This is a genomic window from Faecalibacterium sp. Marseille-P9312 (assembly GCF_902497445.1).
In the GTDB taxonomy this organism is placed as follows: Bacteria; Bacillota; Clostridia; order Oscillospirales; family Ruminococcaceae; genus Faecalibacterium; species Faecalibacterium longum.
Window position 1 is genome coordinate 241,586 of record NZ_CABVEW010000001.1, and the last position, 17,053, is coordinate 258,638.

A 17,053-nucleotide genomic window follows, 5' to 3' on the forward strand; every position below is an offset into this window, starting at 1 on the left:
CCTCCTGAATCAATCTATATCGTTAGATGTACGTTTTCTTACAGAGCCATGTTGCCGTGCTTCTTGGGCAGACGGGCAGCACGCTTGGTGCTCAGCAGCTCGAAGGCGGCCACGACGCTTGCGCGGGCGTTGGCAGCCTCGCAGGTCATGTCGGCAGAATCGGCGGCCACGGCAGCGTCAGCGCTGCACACCTCGGCGACGTAGGCAGCAGCCTTGGCCTTGGTAGCGGCGACGATGTTGTCGGAAGCGTCGATCTCGTCCTTGTACAGCACGGAGACGGCAGCGGAAGGCTCGAGAGCGCTGATGGTGCAGCCCTTGACAGCGATCTTCAGGTCAGCAGCGGCCAGTGCGGTGTAGACGGGGCCGACAGCCTTCCCGGCGATGAGAGCCACCTTGGCGGTGGTAGCGTCGGCATAGGTAGCAGCCAGACGGGCAGCCTCGCGGATGCCGCCGGCGATGTCATCGGAAGTGCTGGGAACGAAGCCCTCGGTGTTCACGATGGTCAGCACGGGGACGCTGAAAGCGTCGCACAGGCGGACGAAGCGGGAAGCCTTGGCCACGCAGTTGTGGCACAGCTCCTTGCCGGTGGCCACGACGCCCACGGCGTTGCCGCCGATGGTAGCGAAGGCGGTGTAGACGTTCTTGCCGAAACCGGCGTACATCTCCACGGCGCTGTCCTTATCGATGAGGGCAGCAGCGGCCTTTGCGGGCTCGGCGTTGGCGCTCAGGACAGCGGTGGGCTGCTCGAACTCGAAGATGGCCGGGCCGGTCAGGTTGTTGGCAGGCAGCAGACCCACGATGTGGGCAGCCTTCTCAGCAGCCTCGGCAGCGTCAGCGGCCACGATGGCAGCCACGCCTGCCTTTGCGGCAGCAGCGGCAGAACCGGCGTCAGCGACCTTGTCGCCCTTAGCGGCAGCGGTGAAGGGAGCGGTGAAGAACAGCTCTGCGCCCTCAGCCATGATGCAGACATCTGCGTTGGCAGCGCTCAGAGCGCTGGTGCCGCCGCAGACGCCCAGAACGACGGCTACCTGAGGCACGACGCCGGACACCTTTGCGATGGTGGCGTTGAGCTTTGCAGCTGCATTCAGCACGTCCAGACCCTCAGCCAGCTTTGCGCCGACGGAGTCGTAGAAGGTAACGACCGGGCAGCCCGTCTGGGCAGCCAGCTCGAGGACCTTGATGTTCTTTTCAACGTCCTTGACGGAAACAGCCTCGCCGTTCTGGAAGACGGCGTAAGCCTGCTGACCGGCAGCATAGCCGCTGGCAGCGCTCACCGCACCGTCCGCAAACAGAGCGGTGTATTCCCCGTCATCAAAAAACTTGGCGAGGATTTCTCCTTTGGTACTCTTTGAAGCCATGGTAAGACCTCCTGCTTATCTGTGTGAGTTTCAAAATTAGGTATATTATACCCGATTTTTCCAAGATTCTCAAGCCTTGTTCCATTCCTTTTTTTCAGAGAATGTTACAAATTTGGCAAAAAGAGCGGAAATTTCGGACACATTGCTCACTTGCGTTTCTTCCCTGCGGCAGCCTTGTTCCCGCCCACAGGGCCACGGGGACGGCGGGCAGCAGCCTTGGACTGCAAAGCGGCCGAGCGGGTCTGGGCGCGGCCCTTGGCAGCTGCGGCGCGCAGGCCGTTCACCTCTGCCTTGGTCAGCTCGCGGTACTTGCCGGGCTGGAGCATTCCCAGCTTGACGACGCCCTCAGCGTTCCGCTTCAGACGGATGACCTCGAGGCCCACGGCCTCGCACATCCGGCGGATCTCGCGGTTCTTGCCCTCTTTCAGGGTCATCTCCATGACGGTGCGGCCCGGCTCGTCGGTGACGACATTGATGGCGCAGGGCATGGTCTTGGTGCCGTCGTCCAGCACGACGCCGGAGCTGAGCTTCAGGATCTGTGCCTCATCGGCCCGGGGCTGGACGGTGACGCGGTAGAGCTTGGAGATGCCGCCGGACGGATGGGTGACGGCCTGTGCGAAAGCGCCGTCGTTGGTCATCAGCAGCAGGCCCTCGCTGTCCTTGTCGAGACGGCCCACGGGGTACAGGCGGGCCGGGATGTCGGCCACCAGCTCCATGACCGTCTTGCGGCCCAGCTCGTCGCTGGCGGTGGTGACATAGCCGCGGGGCTTGTACAGAGCCAGATAGTACATCTGCTGGTTCTTCTGGATATAGATGCGCTCGTCGTCCACATGGAGGACGTCGCGGTTGGGGTCCATCTTGTCGCCCACCTTCACGGGGTGGCCGTTGACCTTCACGCGGCCCTCGGCGATGATCTGCTCGGCGGCGCGGCGGGAGCAGAGGCCCTGCTCGCTCATGATTTTCTGAATGCGTTCTTCTGCCATGATAAAATCTCCTTGTGCGCCTCCCGGCGCTCAAATGCACACCCTCTCCCCTTTTCAGGTTCCGGTGCGCGGTATCAAAACTGCGGGTCGGAAGTCCGCAGTTACGGCGTAGATTCACTCCCTCAGTCATCGCTGCGCGATGACAGCTCCCTCGGCGAGGGAGCCTCTGGCGAAGAGGGAGAGCTTTGCGGAATGCCAAGGCCTCCCTCTTTGAGGGAGGTGGCACGGCGTGAGCCGTGACGGAAGGAGTCGTTACTGCTCCGCAGGCGCAGCGGCGTCCTTCTTCTCCTCTTTCTTCAGCAGAGCGCTGACCTTGTCCACCAGCTCGGGCAGCATGGTCAGGGCGCGGTCAACGGTGTTGGAGCCGTCGGACAGCTGGATGGTGCGCACGCAGCCGTCCTTCACCACCAGAAAAGCCACCGGCTGGATGTTGACGCCCGCGCCGGAGCCGCCGCCGAACAGGTCCTTGTTGGCGGCGTTCTTGCCGTCGAAGTCGGTGCCTGCGGAAGCAAAGCCGAAGGAGATGCGGGACACCGGCAGGATGGTGGTGCCGTCGTCGGTCTTGATGGGCTTGCCGATGATGGTGTTGGAATCTGCCATCTGGCGGATCTTGTCCATCGTGACGTTCATTAAACCTTGAATCGGATGCTCAGCCATAAAATCGGCCTCCTACTATTATTTTCCGGGAAAACTCCCTCTGGATAGGAGTATACACCATACGATATTATTGTAACACACTTTATAGGAAGACGTCCAGTCTTTCAAAAGAAAACGCCCTGCAAAAATTTGCAGGACGTTCTGTCTGTATGCCGTTTTTCCCATTCAGGTCAGAACAGATCGCTGTGTGACCCCGTTCTGGAAAGCAGCAGATAAAGTTCTTCCTCGTAGATCTGATAGATCAGCAGCCAGTCCGGCGTAATATGACATTCGTGAAAACCGGCATAGTCACCGAGCAGAATATGGTCTCTGTACTTTTTGTCCAGTTCTTCACCGGCAGCGAGCGTTCTGATGACATTTTCGATCAAGCGCTGGTCGTAGCCGCGTTTCTTGACCAATTTCATATCCCGCTTGAAGCGAGACGACGGCTTGATCTCGTATTTCATGCAAGCAAGTCCTTCATCATTTCATCCACATCATGATAGCTCTTATATTTTTCCGGGTGCGCTATCATATCCTCGGATTCCTTCATTGCTGCGAGCGTATCTGCATTCGGAACTTCCTTCTGGATGTCGAAGGGAATGCAGTTTTCCCGAATCGACTGACGCAGAAAAATATTTACTGCGGTAGAAATATCAAGGCCAAAATCAGAAAAGAGCTTTTCTGCTTCCTTTTCGACTTTTTCATCGACCTGAATGCTGAGAGTCGTCATAGCAATCGCCTCCTTTTTATCAGTATAACACGTTTTGCCGTCCATTTCAATTCCTGCATTCTGCCTCACAGGAAGACGTCCAGCACTTTTTCGCGCCAGAACTCATACAAAACGCGCAGAGCGGCTGCAACGATGAAAAGCAGCCTTGCGCTGAGGCGGAACGACACCCGGTCGGCCACCGTCGGCTCGGCACTGCCGAAGTCCGGCAGGATGCGCAGCTCGTCGAAATCGAGGTAGACGAAGCGGTCGATGACGCCGAGGGACGAGTAGAGCCATGCGTTCAGCCTGCCGTAGGCGCGGGCAGCTTCGGCGGGGTCGTCGCCCCGGACGCCGAGGCAGACCCGGATCTTGGTGACGCGCAGCGAGCCGAAGACGGCTTTCGTCAGCCGCCCGGCACCCCGCAGGATGGTCACGAGGATGTTCAGCGTCAGCTTCGCCTTCCTGCGCGGAGCTGTTTCCTTTTTCGGTCTCTTCGCCTCTTTTGCGGCGGCTTTCTTCCGTTTGCGCTCTTCGCGGCGGGTGCGGAGCTTCGCTTTCAGCTTTCCCCAGAAGCCTTTCGGTTCTTCGGATTCGGCGGGCTTTTCCGGCGCAGGCCACTGGAACACCGGCAGGGTGAGCCCAAGCGCACCGGCCCGGACGGTCAGGACGCCGCCCTCCCAGCAGACGTCCGCGCACAGCGGGCAGAGCAGGACGAGGGCCAGCAGCACCAACAGGATCAGGAGCAGGACGCCTGCGATCTTCAGCAGGGTCAGCAGCAGCCAGCCCAGAGCCATCAGGACTCCCATCATGTCGCCGCCTCCCCTTCCCGATCTCCGCGCACCGGCGGCAGGTCTGCCAGCGAGGAAAGGCCGAAGCACCGCAGGAAAACATCCGTGGTGCGGAAGCTCACCGGGTGGCCGGGCAGGTCGAGACGGCCCGCCTCCTCGATGAGGCCCTTCTGCAGCAGGCCGCTGACGCTGGACGAGGAGTCCACGCCGCGCACCTGTTCGATGAAGGCGCGGGAGACGGGCTGGTTGTAGGCGATGACCGTCAGCGTCTCCATGGCCGCCGGGCCGAGAGGCACCGAGCGCCGGGCGTCCAGCAGACGGCGGATGCAGTCGGCCCACTCGGTCCTGGTCGCCAGCTGCCAGCGGGTGTCCAGATGGAGCAGGCAGAGGCCGGAGTCCTCCCGGGCGTAACGGACGCGCAGCTCTTCCAGCGCGGTCTCCACCGCGGTCTGGGGCAGCTGGACGGCGGCGGCAAGCTTATCGGCGCTCACCGGGTCGCCCGCCGCAAAAAGCATCGCCTCTACGGCGGCTTTTATCTGTTTCTGGTTCATTCTTCCTCCTTTGCCCTTTCACGGGGCAGGCGTCCGCGCTGCATGGTCAGCTCTCCCTTGGGGCCGAGGGTGACACGTCCGCCGCGCACCAGTTCCAGCAGGGCCAGAAAGGTAGCCACGTTGGTGCTTCGGCTCTGGCTGCGGGCGAAAAGCTGGCTCATCCGGGCCGCACCGCCCGCGATGAGGCGGCGCAGGATGTACACCACCCGGCTGCTCACCGACACCTGCGGGGCTGTCACCAGCGGCTCAAAGACGGCCTGGGTCGGCATCCGCCGGACAGGCGCACGGCCCATCAGGCTCTCCCAGCAGTCGGCCAGCACCTGAGGCAGATGGTTGAGGGCGTAAGTCTCGTCCCGTTCCAGCTGCATCGGCTGTCGGACGAAGGTGGGCGTCGCCTCCGCAGCGGCGCGGAGGGCAGAGGCCATCCGGCGGCACTGGTCGTACTCGATGAGCTGGCCGGTGAGCTCCTGCTTCATCCGCTCGCCCTCGGTGCTCCGGGGCAGCAGCAGATAGCTCTTCATCTCCACGAGGTGAGCTGCCATCTCGATGAAGGAGCTGGAAATGTCGGGGTCTACGGCCTGCGCGGCCTCCACGGTGCGGGTGTACTGGTCGATCAGCTCGAGGATGGGGATGTTGTGCAGGTCCATCTTGTGCTTCGTCACCAGCGCCAGCAGCAGTTCCAGCGGGCCTTCGAACTCTTCCAGATGGAAGGTAAGCTCCTCCGCCATCAGATCACCGCCCCTGCAGACGCATAGTAGGCCGAGTAGGCGATGGTGTCGATGTACTGAGTGCCATTGTCCAGCAGGTCCCACACCACATTGTTCATCACGCTGAGGGGGCCGTCCAGAAAGCCGCCCCAGACCGCCGCCAGCAGGACGATGAGGATGACCCGCTCATACTTCATCATGCCGAAGTAGATGCGCTCGGGCAGCACAGCCAGCAGGACGCGGCTGCCGTCCAGCGGCGGCACCGGGATGAGGTTGAACACGGCGAGGCTCACATCCAGATACACCAAGTATTGCAGGAAGAGCGCCAGAAAAATCGTCGCATCGTTGACGGGCGCCCAATAATAGAGCAGCTTCCAGACCACCATCGCAAGGTAGGCCAGGATGAGGTTCGCCGCCGGGCCGGCCAGCGCCGTGAGGGCCATGCCCTGCTTCGGGTTTCTGAAGTTGCGGGGGTCGGTGGAGACAGGCTTTGCCCAGCCCACGCCCGCGAACACCATGCAGAGCGTTCCCAGCAGATCGAAGTGGCGGAAAGGGTTCAGCGACAGTCTCCCCTGCTGCTTGGCTGTGGGGTCGCCCAGCAGCCATGCGGCCAGCGCGTGGCCCGCCTCGTGGAAAGGGATGACGGTCAGGGCGGCCAGCACCCGTGCGAGGGTATAAAACATTCTTGGGGTCATGGTGTTCTCCTGTTTTCTATAAGATATACGCGTTTATTGTACTATTTTTTTCGCCTTTAGACAAGCGTTTGGGCTGTAGACGAAAAAAAGCCGCAAAAAAATCGAAAAGGGACTTGCTTTTTGGCAGCAGTTCTGGTAAAATAGTCAAGCTGATTATTTTGATTCCATACTTCACTGTAGGAGGTGCAAGTACCATGGCTAAGTGTGAATGCTGCGGCAAGGGTGTTACCTTCGGTATCAAGGTCTCCCACTCTCATCGCCGTTCCAACCGTACCTGGAAGCCGAATGTCCGTCGTGTCAAGGCGGTCGTGGAGGGTTCTCCCAAGTATATCTACGCATGCTCCCGTTGCCTGCGCGCTGGCAAAGTCACCCGCGCTGTCTAAGCTGATGCGTATTGCCGGTCACTTTGTCGAGTGGCCGGCTTTTTATTTTATCTCGGAACATGGGAGGAAACAAAAGATGGCTCTGCCGAGCGACCCGATCATGCTTTTGAGCGTGGTCAACCTGAAACTGCGCGATTTTTACCCCAGCCTCGACGCCCTCTGCGACGACATGGACGCCGACAGGGACGCCCTGTGCAAGGCACTTTCCGCCGTGGGCTATGCCTACGACGCGGCACGCAATCAATTCATCTGACAGGAGGAGCATTTTCATGATGGAAGGCACTTATTATAAGGAGTGGAGCGCGGTGCTCGACCGCGAGATGGAGTTCAAGGTCTACGGCCACGGCGGTGTGCCGGTGCTGGCACTGCCCGCCCGGGGCGGCCGCTTCTACGACTGGGAGAACAACGGGATGCCCGACGCAGCGGCCCGTCTGCTGCACGAGGGCAAAATCCAGCTCTTCTGCGCCGACAGCATCGACGGCGAGAGCCTGCTGGCCGGCAATGAGTCTCCCCGCCGCCGGGCCGAGATGCAGGAGAAGTATTTCGTCTACCTCACCAGCGAGCTGGCCGCGCGCATCGCGGAGCTGAACGCCCCCGAGAGCAAAGAGAAGCCCCTCATCTGGTGCGTGGGCGTGGACACCGGCGCCTATCAGGCCGTCCAGTGCCGCCTGCGCCGTCCCCGGACCTTTGCGGGTGCAATGGGCCTCTCCGGCCTCTACGATATGGGCCGCTTCCTCGGCAGCGCAGAGGACGACCTCGTCCTCCGCAGCAGCCCCCTCGCCGCTCTGCGCAAGAACGGCATCTGCGACAGGAATGTTCTGTCCAAGGCCGAGGAGAACAGTCTGCTGCTCTGCGTGGGTCAGGGCGGCTATGAGGGCGATGCCCTCGCCGACACCCAGGCTCTGGCCGACACCCTGAGCGAAGTCGGCTTCCCCTGCCACCTCGAAGTCTGGGGCGGCGACGTCTCCCACGACTGGTACTGGTGGGGCAAGGAGTTCGGGATGTTTGCCGAGCGTCTGTTCGGCTGAGCGTAAGGAGGATGCGGGATGTCTGAATTCATCGTCGGCGCACGGGGCCACGATTTTGGCCGTCACAGCGTGGAAGAACTGCTCCGCTCCATCGGGGACGCAGGGTTCCGCTGCACCCAGCTGGCCTACACCAAGGCCGTGGAGGGCGTCAAAAGCTATGCAGACGTGACCCCTGAGCTGGTGGCCGCCACCAATGCCGCCGTCCAGAAGAGCGGCGTGTCCATCGCCGTGGACGGCACCTATGTTGAGCTGGGCTATGCGGACGAGGACAAGCGCCGCGCCGAGGTGGCGAAAGCCCTGAGCCAGGTGCCGGTGGCAAAAGCTCTCCGGGCCGGCTGCATGGGCAGCGAGACCACCAACATGGCAAAGCAGCCCACCGTCAGCCGCAGGGAAGCGCAGGAAGCACTCCTTCGCAGCCTGGGCGAGATCCTGCCCGTCTGCGAGGAGCAGGGTGTGCTCTTCGCGGTGGAGTGCGTCTACTACCACGCCATGAACACCCCCGAGGCCGTCAAGATGGTGCTGGACACCATCGCCAGCCCCAACCTGCGGGTCATCTGCGATCTGGCGAACTACGTCGGCCCCGAGAACGCCTCGGTGGACGCACAGCGCCGCCTCTGGGACAAAGTCGGCAGCTGGTACGGCGATAAGATCGTGGCCGTCCACTTCAAGGGTCAGAACTTCAAGCCCGACGGCACCCTCTACTCCACCAGCCTCGAAGACTCCTGTGTGGACTACAAGGGCGGCTTCGAGATGCTGCGCGCCCTGCCCCAGCCCCTCCTTCCCGTCCTGCGGGAAGAGGCTGTCCCGGCCCGCGCCGCCAGCGATCTTGCGTTCATGAAGAGCTTTTTCTGAAGCCCCGCCCCCCGAAAGGCTCTCCCTTTGGGAGAGCTGGCGCGTAAGCGCCTGAGAGGGCAAGGATACTGCCAAACAGCTCTTACACTGCGATAGTATCGCTCTGACAAAGAGCCTGCTTATCGCTGTGCAGCGGCTCTTTCGTGCCGGGCTTGCCCTCTCCGTCACCTTCGGTGACACCTCTCCCAAAGGGAGAGGCTTTCCATAAAACCAAAAACATCTGCAACACTTCTTCGATTCCCGAAGTCCGTATTGCAGATGTTTTTTTGTTTAATCCGTATCGTATTCCACGCCGCCCTGCGCGGCATCCCCGCCGGCGGGCGTCCCTGTATCCGAAGGCGCTTCCGATCCCGCCGGGGCATCGGCGGGGACATCCCCCGCGATATAGAGCACGATGGTAGTTCCCACCTCCACCATGCTCCCGGCGTCCTCGCTGGCCGACACGACGCAGCCCGCCGCCTCAGAGCCGTCGTTGATCACGGTGAAGCAGGTAGCGTTCAGACCCTTGGTGGCCAGCTCCTGCACGGCGCTGTCCTGCGTCTGGCCGATGATGTCGGGCATCTCCATCATCTGGGGGCCCCGGCTGACCACGAGGCTGACGGTGTCCCCCTTCTGGATGACCTCGCCCGCCTCCGGCGACTGCCGGATGATGCGGCCCTTCTCCACCGTGTCGCTGTATTCCAGCGTGACGTAGAAGAGATACTCGTCGATATAGCTGCGGTTGTTGCGCACCTCGGCGTCATAGTCGCGGCCCACGAGATCCGGCGTCAGGGTGATGTTTTCGTTCACCGGCTCACTTGCCGGCTCACTCGCCGCCTCGCTGACGGACTCCGGAGCGATCACTTCCGGCGGCTTCTCGCTCTGATGGCTCAGCAGACCCCAGAGGATCAGCAGGACGAGGACGCTGAGCAGAATGACGATGCCCGCCAGAAGATTTCGGACGCTCAGCAGCTCCGCCTTCGCGGGCGCTTTCGGCTCCTGCGGCGCGGGGACGGGCGGGTCCAGCGCCTCCATGCTGCGGGACAACTCCTCCGCATACTCCCGCTCCGAGAGGGCGCGGAAAAGCTGCTGCACCGTCTGGATGCGCTCCACCGGCTTGAGCCGGAGGCCCAGATACAGCGTCTCGGAGACGTAAGCCGGCACCGACGGCGTCACCGTGCGGGCCTTGGGGTTGGAGTCGGAGACGAGGCGCTGTGCCGCCGGGACGGGGCTCAGCCCGCAGACCATCCGGTAGAACACCGCCGCGAGGCTGTATTCGTCGGTGTAGCGGCCCTCGAACTCGGCGGTGGAATACTGCTCCGGGGCGGAATAGCCCTCGTACAGCTGCTCGTGGAGGCCGCTGCCCGCCGTGCGCAGACCCACCGTCGCGTAGCCGGTGAGCCGGGCGCGGCCATTGTCCATGATGCGGATGTTGGCCGGGCAGATGCCACGGTGTACGAGGCCCACCTGATGCATGGCCTCCACCCCGTTGAACACCGGTTCCAGCATGGCACAGGCCTGCTGGGGCGTCACGGTGCCGTGCTCCTCCAGCCACTTCTGGAGCGGACAGCCGCCGGGGTTCTCCATGACGGCGTAGACCGTGTTGTTCTCTTCGAAGACGTCCAGCACGGCCTCCAGGCCGTTGGCCGGGGTGATGCGCTGGATGAAGCGGTAGAGGTCGGCAAAGTCCATCCGGGTGGTCTTGAACAGCACCTCGCTGCCCGGCTTCGGGCGGAGGATGCAGTCTCTCCCCCGCTCTGCCGCCAGCGTCAGGGGCATATACTCCTTGATGGTCACCCGGAAGGGGCCGTTGTTCTCCACGCCCCGGTAGAGGATGCCCTCGCCGTCCACGCTCTGGATGTCGCCCACGGTATACCGGCCTGCCAGCACAGTGCCTGCCGGAAGACTGCCCGACGGGTTGCGCCCTGCAAGCTCCCGGCCGCAGTGGGGACACTGCTCCTCCCCTGCTTCCAGCTCCTGCATACAATATGGACAAATGCGTCGTTGCTCCATGTCGGCCCCTCCCCGTGATGTTTTGTTCTGTTTATTATAACATAGCCGACGGGAGAATGGTACCGTTCTTTTTATTTTCCATGCCCCAGCAGGCACACCTTTATCGCAGGCCGCTATAAAACAACAAAGCCGCTTTCTGTGCCTCACAGCACAAAAAGCGGCTTTGTTTACGTCATTCTTAAGATTTGCGGAAGCTTATTCCGGCAGGTCCTCTTCGTTCTCGAGGCTGTGCCAGACGTTCTGGACGTCATCGTTATCCTCGAGGGCATCCAGCAGCTTGCCCATCAGCTTGAGCTGATCGGGGTCGGTCAGACGGGTGGTGGTCATGGGGACCATGGCCAGGTCGTCGGAGAGGATCTCGTAGCCCTTCTCCTCCATTGCCTTGACGACAGCGGAGTAGTTCTCGGGGTCGGTGGTGATCTCAGCGGCCTCTTCGCCTGCATCGAAGTCCTCAGCACCGGCATCCAGCGCGTCCATCATAGCCTCGTCGGCGTCCTTGTCTTCCAGAGAGATGTCGATGACGCCCTTCTGGCTGAACAGGAAGCCCACACAGCCCATAGCGCCCAGATTGCCGCCGTTCTTATCGAAGTAGTGGCGCAGGTCAGCAGCGGTACGGTTGCGGTTGTCGGTCAGAGTCTCGACCATGACCGCAACGCCGCCGGGGCCGTAACCCTCGTAGGTGATCGCCTCGTACTCGGTCTTATCGCCGCCCTCGGCCTTCTTGATGATACGCTGGATGTTATCGTTCGGCACGCTCATACGCTTTGCCTTGGAGATCAGGTCAGCCAGCTTGCTGTTGGAAGCGGGGTTGGGGCCGCCGGTACGGACGGCAACGCTGATCTCGCGGCCGATCTTGGTAAAGACCTTTGCCTTTGCGCCGTCAGTCTTCTCCTTCTTGCGCTTGATATTGTTCCATTTGCTATGTCCAGACATGGAAAAGAGCCTCCTGTATTTTATCAGTGATCTCCGCCTGCGGGCAGACGGGCTGTGGTCGCCCGCATTGTGGCAGCACACAAAATCTAACTCTATTATTTTATCACAACAGCCATCGGCGTTCAAGCCTTGTACCGATGGTTTTCCGGTTTATTCTGCCAAAAACTACGTTTTACAGCAGACGAAGTGCCTTGGGATAATGGTTTTTGACCCTGCCGCCGGACACTTTGCCGCCTCCCAGCGGCCAGCCGTCCACCGTCACGCAGCACCATCCATCGGCAGCGGTGTGAGCTTCTATCTCCCGGCCGGAGAGATATTCCACAGTTCGGGAGTCGGCGAGGGTCAGTTCCTCACAGTTCCGGCAGAGCGCGCCGAAAGCCGTGAACAGATGATGTTCCGGCACAAAGCGCCCCTTCTGCACACTGCCCACGAAGACCCCTGCACGCAAAACGTGAAGATTCGTCTGCGGGAAAGCCGCCGGCAGCAGAACGCCGCCGCCATGCACCACGGCAGGGCGCTTTGCCAGCTCCGGGAAATATTCCTCCGCAAATTCCCGCCATGCAGCAAGGCTCTGGGCGGGCGATGCATCCCCTGCCCCAGCGTCTCGGCTGCGGGAGCTGCGGCCCTGCACGGCCTCCCGGCAAGCCCGGCTATTCTCCCGCCGGGCGCTGCGGGCATCCGCAGGCTTTGCGGCTTTCTGGGGCTTGCCGCCTTTGGCCTTTTTGCCTGCTTCGGCGGCAGCGGCCAGCCAGAGCTGTTCTTCGGGGGTGTACTCGCCGGGAGCCGGCAGAGTCCGGGGCGTACCGGCTTTGACGAGCCGGGCCATGAAGTGTCCCTCCCCGCCCTGACAGGGCCAGATGCGGCGCACCTTGCTCACGTCCAGCGGCAGACCACCGGTGCGGTTGGCCTCGCCCTCGCTGCCGAAGGCGTAGTCCACATTGCCCAGCACATCGGCCAGCGTGAACTCCGGGTGGCGCTGCAGGAATGCGGCCACCTGTCCCTCGTCCTCTTCCGGCGCGAAGGTGCAGGTGGAGTAGACCAGTTCGCCGCCCGGCGCGAGGGCCGCAGCGGCGCTGTCGAGGATGTCCGCGCCCAGCTCTGCGCACTGCTTCACCAGCGCTTCGCAGTGCTGGGCCAGCGCGGCAGGCTCTTTGCGGAACATCCCCTCACCGGAGCAGGGCGCGTCCACCAGAACCCGGTCGAAGAACTCCGGCAGGGCCGCTGCGATGCGGGCGGGCGTCTCGTTGAGCACGACGGCGTTGGACACACCCATCCGCTCAAGGTTGCTCTTCAAGATCTCTGCACGGGCCGCGACATATTCGTTGCTCACCAGCAGGCCCTGCCCCTGCAGAGCGGCGGCGAGCTGGCTGCTCTTGCCGCCGGGGGCAGCACACAAATCCAGCACCCGCATCCCGGGCCTGACGCCCAGCAGCGGCGCTGCCGACGAGGCCGAAGGCTCCTGCGAGTAGAAGACACCTGCGTGATGGTAGGGGTGGCGTCCCGGCTTGAAGTCAGGCTGTTCCACCACGAACGCCGCCTTGCAGAAGGGCGAGGGCCGCAGCGGGAAATCTGCCCGGGCCGCAAATCCTTCCGGCGTAGTGCGGAGGGCGGACACGGTCACGCCGCGGGCCGCTGTCTCCTGCGGGGCGGCGTAGAGGGTGTCGTACCGCTCCCCCAGAAGGGCGCGTTCCCGGGCTTCAAAATATTCGGCAGGCATTTTTATGAGACCTCCTTCGAGCTGCGGTGCATAAAGCCGCCGCAGCCGGTCAAACTATGGGCAGGGAGCGCAGAGCGTCTCCCGAAATCGAAAGGAGCGACGATACGATGGAAAATCGCAGTGAGAAACGCAGCACCAACTGCAAGAACCAGACTCAGGACCGCACCAGCGATCAGAGCACCAACCGCACCACCAATTCCAGCCAGAACTCTGCTGCCAACGAGCACAAGCACCCCAACCAGTACACCAAGGGTGCCGACGACGAGGGCGGCAAGAACTCGGCTCGCAACTCCGCCCGCAACAGCCGCTGAGCTTCTGCGCTGAGCGCCGCCCCGCCTGAACGGACCATCCGGCGGGACAACAAAAAGCCCGCTGCTCTCTTTGCACTGTTTCCCAGTGCGGAAAGCAGTGGGCTTTCGCGTGTTCCGGTTATTTTTCGTTGGGGTCGAACGACTGCCACAGCGTCTCGAACAGCTCATGCACCCGGCTCAGCCGGCCGTTCAGATACAGCCAGCCCAGCAGGCACTCGAAGCCGGTGGACGCGCGGTACTCCTCCGGGGAGGCGTGTTTGGCCACACTGGCCTTGCTGGCGTTGCGGCCCCGCTTGAAGACAGCCAGCTCGTCCTCGGTGAAAAGCGGCTCCAACAGCTGCTCTTCCCGGAACTGTGCCCGGGCCGAGACGTATTTGACCTTTTCGGCGTTGAGCTTTCCCGCCGACAGACGGTGGTGCTCCACCAGCCGCTGCCGCACCAGAAGTTCCAGCACACTGTCGCCCACGAAGGCCAGTGCCAGCGGGCTCAGCTCCCGGGGGTTGATCTTTTCGGGTTCGTTCATAGAACGGTTTTCCTTTCATCAGTGTCCTTGCCCTCTCCGTCATTGCTGCGCAATGCCACCTCTCCCAAAGGGAGAGGCAGAAGCCTGACCGTTGCGTTCCGGCTCTCCCTTTGGGAGAGCTGCCGAACCGCGTGAGGCTGAGAGGGCAAGCCCGTTGACCTCTTAGAAGATATAATCGAACTGATACTCGCCGATGAGGATGGTATCGTTCTCCTGCACGCCCTTCTGCACCAGAGCGTCCAGAATGCCGCTCTCGCCCAGCTGGCGCTGGAAATACTGCAGGCTCTCGTAGTCGTCCACGTTGCTGCCGGCCAGGATATACTCCAGCCAGGGTGCATCCACGCTCCAGACATGAGCCTCCACCCGCTTGATGGTGAACTCGCGGCCGCCGGCCTTTGCCTCGGGCTTCTTGTACTCGGGGGCAAACACAGGGACGGCGGGAATGTCCTTCAGGCGGTTGTAGACCAGACCCGGAAGCTCCCTGACGCCCTGCATGGTGGCGGCGGAGATGGGGACGAAAGTCAGGCCCTTCTCTTCCACATACTTGCGGAAGGTGTCGATCTGTTCCTCGGTGGCAAGGTCACACTTGTTGCCCACCACGATCTGGGGACGCTCGGCCAGAGCCGGGCTGAACTTTGCCAGCTCCTCGTTGATCTGCTCGAAGTCCTCGATGGGGTCGCGGCACTCGCTGCCGGAGACGTCCACGACGTGCAGCAGCAGACGGCAGCGCTCCACATGGCGGAGGAAGTCGTGGCCCAGGCCGACGCCCTCGCTGGCGCCCTCGATGAGGCCGGGGATGTCGGCGCAGACAAAGCTTGCGCCCTCGCCCACCGACACGACGCCCAGCGTCGGCACCAGCGTGGTGAAGTGGTAGTTTGCAATTTTCGGCTTTGCGGCGCTGATGGTGGAGATGAGGGTGGACTTGCCCACGTTGGGAAAGCCGATGAGGCCCACATCCGCGATGAGCTTCAGCTCGAGAGTCACCTGAATGTCCTCGCCGGGCATACCGGGCTTTGCAAACTTGGGGATCTGGCGGGTGGGGGTAGCAAAGTGTGCATTGCCGTAGCCGCCGCGTCCTCCCTTGGCGATGGTGACGGGGGTGTGGTCGGACAGGTCGGCGATGACAAGGCCGCTCTCGGCGTCCTTGATGACCGTACCCAGAGGCACCTTGATAACGAGATCCTCGGCGTTCTTGCCGTGGCAGAGGCTTGCGCCGCCCTTGCCGCCCTCGTCGGCGGTGTACTTGCGCTTATAACGGAAGTCCATCAGAGTGGTAAGGTGGTCGTCCACGACGAAGATGATGTCGCCGCCCCGGCCGCCGTCGCCGCCGTCCGGGCCGCCGGCGGCCACGAACTTCTCACGATGGAAGCTCACTGCGCCGTCGCCGCCCTTGCCGGCATGGAGCCAGATGGTGGCGATGTCGATAAAATTGGTTTGTGCTGCCATACAGGCCCTCCTGTTTTTTCATCAAAAAGAGCCGGGCCACGAGGGTCCGGCTCTCTGTGTTGCAGATTTTAGAAAGAAGTTACTGCTTGACGCTGCACTTCTTGCCGCTCTTGCCCACGCGCTCGAAACGAACGGTGCCATCGACCAGAGCAAACAGGGTATCATCGCTGCCCTTGCCGACATTCTCACCCGGCTGGATGTGAGTGCCGCGCTGACGAACGAGGATGTTGCCGGCCAGAACGAACTGACCATCTGCACGCTTGGTGCCCAGACGCTGAGCCGCAGAATCACGGCCGTTCTTGGTGCTGCCTACGCCCTTTTTATGTGCCATTGTAATATACCTCCTACTTAGCCGTTGATCGCAGTGATCTCAACCTTGGTGAAGGGCTGACGATGGCCCATGCGGCGAGCACTGTGCTTCTTTGCGCGATAGGTGATGATGTTCAGCTTCTTGCCCTTGCCATTCTTGATGACCTTGGCAGAAACGGAAGCGCCCTCAACAACAGGAGCGCCAACCTTGACCGAACCCTCCTCGCCAATAGCGAGAACCTGATCAAACTTCACTTCGGAGTCGGCCTCAACGTCCAGCTTTTCGATGTAGACGATGTCGCCCTGCTCCACGCGGTACTGCTTACCGCCGGTAACAATGATTGCGTACATTTTGTTCATTCCTTTTCGTTGTACTCGCTGGTCGTAAAGGCAGGCCCTCACAGGGGCCATTTGAGGCGCCCACACCAAGCGGCTAGAATAGTATAGCAAAAAAATGTGCGGATTTCAAGAGGAAAATCCCGCTTTTGCGGAAATATTTTCAGTTTTTCTCCTCTTTCAGCTGTTAATGTGCTTCAGCACCTCATCCATATCCCTGCGGCCATAGACGATGCGGAGAAGCCAGACCGTCTTTCGTTCTTTATCCGCACGGTAGTACAGCAGATAATTGCCCACGACCTTTTTCCGAATGATCTTTCTTGGCAGGAATGCATTGGTGACCAGTGCCCCGCCCTCCGGGAAAACGCACACCGTCTCCATGCAGCGGCCGATGTCCTCCATCAGTTTTGCTGCCGCCTTTGCGTTATCCAGCTCGTTTCCGATATAATCAAGGATGTCGTCAAGCTCTTTTTCCGCTCTCCGGGTCAGGCGATAGTGATATTCACAGTCCATACTTTTTCCTCAATTCTGCCATCGCCGTCGGGCCATCGACTGTGCGTCCTGCCTCCACATCATCCAGTCCCTCCAGAATAAGCTTTGCCTCTTCCATCTCCTGCATGGTGCGCTCATAGTAATCAATATCCATCACCACGAGGCGGCCATAGCCGTTCTTCGTCACAAAGACCGGGCCGTTCTCCTCGGCGCACCGGCGCTCGATCTCCACGGTATTCTTCAGTTCTCTCATCGGAATGATCTGCATCGTAATGCCCCCTTTATGTTCTGTGGCTATATT

General features: G+C 61.5%; 23 protein-coding genes. 5 read left to right on the plus strand and 18 right to left on the minus strand.

Annotated features, from left to right (window positions below):
- Positions 1 to 38: 38 nt before the first annotated feature.
- The 9 genes from F3G95_RS01285 to F3G95_RS01325 all read right to left on the minus strand — a co-directional run bounded on the left by F3G95_RS01285 (position 39) and on the right by F3G95_RS01325 (position 6,430).
- Positions 39 to 1,358, minus strand: coding sequence for a carboxyl transferase domain-containing protein (locus F3G95_RS01285; protein WP_149793472.1), 1,320 nt, complete (start codon positions 1,356 to 1,358; stop codon positions 39 to 41).
- A gap of 146 nt (positions 1,359 to 1,504) precedes the next feature.
- The gene (locus F3G95_RS01290; RefSeq protein ID WP_149793473.1) at positions 1,505 to 2,341 is read right to left on the minus strand and encodes a pseudouridine synthase; all 837 of its coding nucleotides are present in this window, start codon (positions 2,339 to 2,341) and stop codon (positions 1,505 to 1,507) included.
- Between the two features lie 252 nt (positions 2,342 to 2,593).
- A complete protein-coding gene (gene ytfJ / locus F3G95_RS01295) occupies positions 2,594 to 2,998 on the minus strand; it encodes a GerW family sporulation protein (protein ID WP_149793474.1) in 405 nt (134 codons plus the stop codon).
- Positions 2,999 to 3,168: 170 nt separating this feature from the next.
- Positions 3,169 to 3,444 carry a type II toxin-antitoxin system YafQ family toxin gene (locus F3G95_RS01300; RefSeq protein ID WP_149793475.1) on the minus strand — a complete coding sequence of 92 codons (276 nt, stop codon included), beginning with the start codon at positions 3,442 to 3,444 and terminating at the stop codon, positions 3,169 to 3,171.
- On the minus strand, positions 3,441 to 3,710 hold the full coding sequence (locus tag F3G95_RS01305; RefSeq protein WP_015563964.1) for a type II toxin-antitoxin system RelB/DinJ family antitoxin: 270 nt from the start codon (positions 3,708 to 3,710) through the stop codon (positions 3,441 to 3,443). The genes F3G95_RS01300 and F3G95_RS01305 overlap by 4 nt, the downstream gene beginning before the upstream one ends.
- Before the next feature lie 65 nt (positions 3,711 to 3,775).
- A complete protein-coding gene (locus F3G95_RS01310) occupies positions 3,776 to 4,498 on the minus strand; it encodes a DUF2953 domain-containing protein (RefSeq protein WP_243130235.1) in 723 nt (240 codons plus the stop codon).
- On the minus strand, positions 4,495 to 5,028 hold the full coding sequence (scpB, locus tag F3G95_RS01315) for an SMC-Scp complex subunit ScpB (protein ID WP_149793476.1): 534 nt from the start codon (positions 5,026 to 5,028) through the stop codon (positions 4,495 to 4,497). The genes F3G95_RS01310 and scpB overlap by 4 nt, the downstream gene beginning before the upstream one ends.
- Positions 5,025 to 5,756: a ScpA family protein gene (locus F3G95_RS01320; RefSeq protein ID WP_149793477.1), complete on the minus strand. Its 732-nt coding sequence runs from the start codon at positions 5,754 to 5,756 to the stop codon at positions 5,025 to 5,027. The genes scpB and F3G95_RS01320 overlap by 4 nt, the downstream gene beginning before the upstream one ends.
- Positions 5,756 to 6,430 carry a site-2 protease family protein gene (locus F3G95_RS01325; RefSeq protein WP_243130236.1) on the minus strand — a complete coding sequence of 225 codons (675 nt, stop codon included), beginning with the start codon at positions 6,428 to 6,430 and terminating at the stop codon, positions 5,756 to 5,758. Before F3G95_RS01325 ends, F3G95_RS01320 begins: the two co-directional genes overlap by 1 nt.
- 194 nt (positions 6,431 to 6,624) lie before the next feature.
- On the opposite strand from F3G95_RS01325, the gene rpmB reads away from it, so the two are divergent.
- From rpmB to F3G95_RS01345, 4 genes are all read left to right on the plus strand, one after another.
- Positions 6,625 to 6,813 carry a 50S ribosomal protein L28 gene (rpmB, locus tag F3G95_RS01330; RefSeq protein WP_005932647.1) on the plus strand — a complete coding sequence of 63 codons (189 nt, stop codon included), beginning with the start codon at positions 6,625 to 6,627 and terminating at the stop codon, positions 6,811 to 6,813.
- A gap of 76 nt (positions 6,814 to 6,889) precedes the next feature.
- On the plus strand, positions 6,890 to 7,066 hold the full coding sequence (locus F3G95_RS01335) for a DUF4250 domain-containing protein (RefSeq protein ID WP_015563959.1): 177 nt from the start codon (positions 6,890 to 6,892) through the stop codon (positions 7,064 to 7,066).
- Between the two features lie 16 nt (positions 7,067 to 7,082).
- On the plus strand, positions 7,083 to 7,841 hold the full coding sequence (locus F3G95_RS01340; protein WP_149793479.1) for a hypothetical protein: 759 nt from the start codon (positions 7,083 to 7,085) through the stop codon (positions 7,839 to 7,841).
- An 18-nt stretch (positions 7,842 to 7,859) separates the two neighbouring features.
- Positions 7,860 to 8,693: a sugar phosphate isomerase/epimerase gene (locus tag F3G95_RS01345; RefSeq protein WP_149793480.1), complete on the plus strand. Its 834-nt coding sequence runs from the start codon at positions 7,860 to 7,862 to the stop codon at positions 8,691 to 8,693.
- A gap of 270 nt (positions 8,694 to 8,963) precedes the next feature.
- On the opposite strand, the gene F3G95_RS01350 is transcribed toward F3G95_RS01345, so the two are convergent.
- The 3 genes from F3G95_RS01350 to F3G95_RS01360 form a co-directional block, all read right to left on the minus strand.
- Positions 8,964 to 10,685: a PASTA domain-containing protein gene (locus F3G95_RS01350; RefSeq protein ID WP_243130237.1), complete on the minus strand. Its 1,722-nt coding sequence runs from the start codon at positions 10,683 to 10,685 to the stop codon at positions 8,964 to 8,966.
- 195 nt (positions 10,686 to 10,880) lie between these two features.
- Complete coding sequence (locus F3G95_RS01355; protein ID WP_022256466.1) at positions 10,881 to 11,618, minus strand: YebC/PmpR family DNA-binding transcriptional regulator; 738 nt, start codon at positions 11,616 to 11,618, stop codon at positions 10,881 to 10,883.
- Between the two features lie 172 nt (positions 11,619 to 11,790).
- Positions 11,791 to 13,335, minus strand: a complete 1,545-nt coding sequence (locus tag F3G95_RS01360; RefSeq protein WP_149793481.1) for an RsmB/NOP family class I SAM-dependent RNA methyltransferase — start codon at positions 13,333 to 13,335, stop codon at positions 11,791 to 11,793.
- Between the two features lie 107 nt (positions 13,336 to 13,442).
- On the opposite strand from F3G95_RS01360, the gene F3G95_RS01365 reads away from it, so the two are divergent.
- The gene (locus tag F3G95_RS01365) at positions 13,443 to 13,646 is read left to right on the plus strand and encodes a hypothetical protein (protein ID WP_149793482.1); all 204 of its coding nucleotides are present in this window, start codon (positions 13,443 to 13,445) and stop codon (positions 13,644 to 13,646) included.
- Between the two features lie 118 nt (positions 13,647 to 13,764).
- Here F3G95_RS01365 and F3G95_RS01370 read toward each other — a convergent pair whose 3' ends face one another.
- The 6 genes from F3G95_RS01370 to F3G95_RS01395 all read right to left on the minus strand — a co-directional run bounded on the left by F3G95_RS01370 (position 13,765) and on the right by F3G95_RS01395 (position 17,020).
- On the minus strand, positions 13,765 to 14,169 hold the full coding sequence (locus tag F3G95_RS01370) for a ribonuclease III domain-containing protein (RefSeq protein WP_149793483.1): 405 nt from the start codon (positions 14,167 to 14,169) through the stop codon (positions 13,765 to 13,767).
- 162 nt (positions 14,170 to 14,331) lie between these two features.
- On the minus strand, positions 14,332 to 15,615 hold the full coding sequence (gene obgE, locus F3G95_RS01375) for a GTPase ObgE (RefSeq protein ID WP_149793484.1): 1,284 nt from the start codon (positions 15,613 to 15,615) through the stop codon (positions 14,332 to 14,334).
- Positions 15,616 to 15,694: 79 nt separating this feature from the next.
- Positions 15,695 to 15,946: a 50S ribosomal protein L27 gene (gene rpmA, locus F3G95_RS01380; RefSeq protein ID WP_015563948.1), complete on the minus strand. Its 252-nt coding sequence runs from the start codon at positions 15,944 to 15,946 to the stop codon at positions 15,695 to 15,697.
- 17 nt (positions 15,947 to 15,963) lie between these two features.
- Positions 15,964 to 16,275 (minus strand): 50S ribosomal protein L21, encoded by a 312-nt coding sequence (gene rplU, locus F3G95_RS01385; protein ID WP_015563947.1) that lies wholly within the window; start codon positions 16,273 to 16,275, stop codon positions 15,964 to 15,966.
- 165 nt (positions 16,276 to 16,440) lie between these two features.
- Positions 16,441 to 16,773: a type II toxin-antitoxin system RelE/ParE family toxin gene (locus F3G95_RS01390; RefSeq protein ID WP_149793486.1), complete on the minus strand. Its 333-nt coding sequence runs from the start codon at positions 16,771 to 16,773 to the stop codon at positions 16,441 to 16,443.
- On the minus strand, positions 16,763 to 17,020 hold the full coding sequence (locus F3G95_RS01395) for a type II toxin-antitoxin system Phd/YefM family antitoxin (protein ID WP_149793487.1): 258 nt from the start codon (positions 17,018 to 17,020) through the stop codon (positions 16,763 to 16,765). Before F3G95_RS01395 ends, F3G95_RS01390 begins: the two co-directional genes overlap by 11 nt.
- Positions 17,021 to 17,053 lie beyond the last annotated feature (33 nt).

What these genes read in the sequence shown, in the direction of transcription:
- F3G95_RS01350 (WP_243130237.1), bottom strand. Translation starts at nt 10,685, where the DNA reads ATGGAGCAACGACGCATTTGTCCATATTGTATGCAGGAGCTGGAAGCA.
- F3G95_RS01355 (WP_022256466.1), bottom strand. Translation starts at nt 11,618, where the DNA reads ATGTCTGGACATAGCAAATGGAACAATATCAAGCGCAAGAAGGAGAAG.
- obgE (WP_149793484.1), bottom strand. Translation starts at nt 15,615, where the DNA reads ATGGCAGCACAAACCAATTTTATCGACATCGCCACCATCTGGCTCCAT.
- F3G95_RS01365 (WP_149793482.1), top strand. Translation starts at nt 13,443, where the DNA reads ATGGAAAATCGCAGTGAGAAACGCAGCACCAACTGCAAGAACCAGACT.
- scpB (WP_149793476.1), bottom strand. Translation starts at nt 5,028, where the DNA reads ATGAACCAGAAACAGATAAAAGCCGCCGTAGAGGCGATGCTTTTTGCG.
- rpmB (WP_005932647.1), top strand. Translation starts at nt 6,625, where the DNA reads ATGGCTAAGTGTGAATGCTGCGGCAAGGGTGTTACCTTCGGTATCAAG.
- rpmA (WP_015563948.1), bottom strand. Translation starts at nt 15,946, where the DNA reads ATGGCACATAAAAAGGGCGTAGGCAGCACCAAGAACGGCCGTGATTCT.
- F3G95_RS01345 (WP_149793480.1), top strand. Translation starts at nt 7,860, where the DNA reads ATGTCTGAATTCATCGTCGGCGCACGGGGCCACGATTTTGGCCGTCAC.
- F3G95_RS01300 (WP_149793475.1), bottom strand. Translation starts at nt 3,444, where the DNA reads ATGAAATACGAGATCAAGCCGTCGTCTCGCTTCAAGCGGGATATGAAA.
- F3G95_RS01390 (WP_149793486.1), bottom strand. Translation starts at nt 16,773, where the DNA reads ATGGACTGTGAATATCACTATCGCCTGACCCGGAGAGCGGAAAAAGAG.
- ytfJ (WP_149793474.1), bottom strand. Translation starts at nt 2,998, where the DNA reads ATGGCTGAGCATCCGATTCAAGGTTTAATGAACGTCACGATGGACAAG.
- F3G95_RS01290 (WP_149793473.1), bottom strand. Translation starts at nt 2,341, where the DNA reads ATGGCAGAAGAACGCATTCAGAAAATCATGAGCGAGCAGGGCCTCTGC.
- F3G95_RS01320 (WP_149793477.1), bottom strand. Translation starts at nt 5,756, where the DNA reads ATGGCGGAGGAGCTTACCTTCCATCTGGAAGAGTTCGAAGGCCCGCTG.
- F3G95_RS01325 (WP_243130236.1), bottom strand. Translation starts at nt 6,430, where the DNA reads ATGACCCCAAGAATGTTTTATACCCTCGCACGGGTGCTGGCCGCCCTG.
- F3G95_RS01360 (WP_149793481.1), bottom strand. Translation starts at nt 13,335, where the DNA reads ATGCCTGCCGAATATTTTGAAGCCCGGGAACGCGCCCTTCTGGGGGAG.
- F3G95_RS01340 (WP_149793479.1), top strand. Translation starts at nt 7,083, where the DNA reads ATGATGGAAGGCACTTATTATAAGGAGTGGAGCGCGGTGCTCGACCGC.
- F3G95_RS01285 (WP_149793472.1), bottom strand. Translation starts at nt 1,358, where the DNA reads ATGGCTTCAAAGAGTACCAAAGGAGAAATCCTCGCCAAGTTTTTTGAT.
- F3G95_RS01310 (WP_243130235.1), bottom strand. Translation starts at nt 4,498, where the DNA reads ATGATGGGAGTCCTGATGGCTCTGGGCTGGCTGCTGCTGACCCTGCTG.
- F3G95_RS01395 (WP_149793487.1), bottom strand. Translation starts at nt 17,020, where the DNA reads ATGCAGATCATTCCGATGAGAGAACTGAAGAATACCGTGGAGATCGAG.
- F3G95_RS01370 (WP_149793483.1), bottom strand. Translation starts at nt 14,169, where the DNA reads ATGAACGAACCCGAAAAGATCAACCCCCGGGAGCTGAGCCCGCTGGCA.
- rplU (WP_015563947.1), bottom strand. Translation starts at nt 16,275, where the DNA reads ATGTACGCAATCATTGTTACCGGCGGTAAGCAGTACCGCGTGGAGCAG.
- F3G95_RS01305 (WP_015563964.1), bottom strand. Translation starts at nt 3,710, where the DNA reads ATGACGACTCTCAGCATTCAGGTCGATGAAAAAGTCGAAAAGGAAGCA.
- F3G95_RS01335 (WP_015563959.1), top strand. Translation starts at nt 6,890, where the DNA reads ATGGCTCTGCCGAGCGACCCGATCATGCTTTTGAGCGTGGTCAACCTG.